The sequence below is a fragment of the Bradyrhizobium sp. KB893862 SZCCT0404 genome, from assembly GCF_018130885.1.
Classification (GTDB): Bacteria; Pseudomonadota; Alphaproteobacteria; order Rhizobiales; family Xanthobacteraceae; genus Bradyrhizobium; species Bradyrhizobium stylosanthis.
This window is the reverse complement of record NZ_JAFCLT010000023.1, coordinates 1-1,311: the sequence shown is the minus strand read 5'-3', so window position 1 is coordinate 1,311 and position 1,311 is coordinate 1. Positions and strand designations below refer to the sequence as shown.

1 protein-coding gene is annotated in these 1,311 nt (G+C 63.1%); it reads right to left on the bottom strand.

Translation table 11 applies throughout. The annotated features are described in order from the left end of the window. Nucleotides 1-1,295 (bottom strand): IS21-like element IS1631 family transposase (istA, locus tag JQ617_RS39830; protein ID WP_212031125.1); only part of this gene is annotated, 1,295 nt, incomplete at its 3' end. Nucleotides 1,296-1,311 lie beyond the last annotated feature (16 nt).

The following is a 1,311-nucleotide window of genomic DNA, read 5'->3' as shown; positions in this document are numbered from 1 at the left end:
TCGGCGCTCGCCAGCAGCACGGCGGTTTGCCGCGACGGGTTGAACGGCCGTTCGCTGGTCGGCAGGACGACAGAACCGGGGTGCGCCATCCGGGAATGAACACGCAGCAGCGCACGGGTGTGGCGATCACGGATCTCGATCGTGGTGGTGTAGATGCGCACGACGACCTGGCTGCCGATCGGCGCGGGCCGCGCGGCGTAATAGCTGTTGTCGACGCGTACGGTGGTGTCGTCGCAGACAGTCCGGACGACTTCGGTGAAGATGCGGAAGGGAGCGACAGGCAGCGGCCGCAGGTGCGGCTTCTCTTCCTGGAACATCGCCTCGACCTGACGGCGCGTGCTGCCGTGGATGCGTTTGGAAGCCCAGTTCTCCTCCCAGTGCCTCAAGAACTCGTTTTGCGCCTCCAGCGTCTCGAAGCGCCGTCCGGCCAGCGCAGTGCCCTGGGTATGTTGAATCGCATTCTCGACGCATCCTTTCCGATTTGGATCGGCCACGCGCGCGGGATCGGCGACCACGGCGTAATGAGCCAGCATCGCGCTGTAAATCGGGTTGAGCTGGGGCTCGTACAAATCCGGCTTGAGGACGCCTTCCTTCAGGTTGTCGAGCACGACATAGCTGGGGACCCCGCCAAAATACCGGAACGCCTCTTCGTGGAGCTGCGCCCAGACTTGTTGGCTGGACTTCCAGACTACCCGCCGGAAGCTGCGCCGCGAGTAGCGTAGCGTCATCACGAACAGGCGGGGACGACGGTACCGCCCGCTCTTCGGATCAACCGTCGGCGCGCCCTCGCCATAGTCGACCTGAGCTTCCTCGCCGGGGAGGAACTCAAGACGATCAAACTGCTCAGGATCAGCGTGCCGCAACCGGCGCACAAACCGCTTGACACTCTGGTAGCTGGACGGAAAGCCAAATTGATCAACCAGGTCCTGGTAAATCGCCTGCGCGTTCCGCTTCAGCCGGACCTGTTCTTCGATCCACGTCCGATGCGCTTCGCAAGCCGAACGGGCCAGGCTGCTGGTGACCGTCGCTTCCGATGTCCCAAAAGCCGGTGGTCGGGGTGGAGGAATTTGGCCGTCCGCGCTCACCGAGCCGGTGGTCACTTCCCCGGGGGAATTTGCCTCCGCACCGGCCCGCAGCGCCTGATAACGCCGGATCGTCTTGCGATCGACACCCGTCAGCCGGTGAATCTCGCGCTGGCTGGTGTTGCGATCAAGTAATGTAAGTACGGTGCTTTGCAGATGTCGCTTCAAGACGTTCAACTCCCCGGCCCCTTGCTGGCTAAAGGGGTCGAACATAAACGTCCTGCCTGAC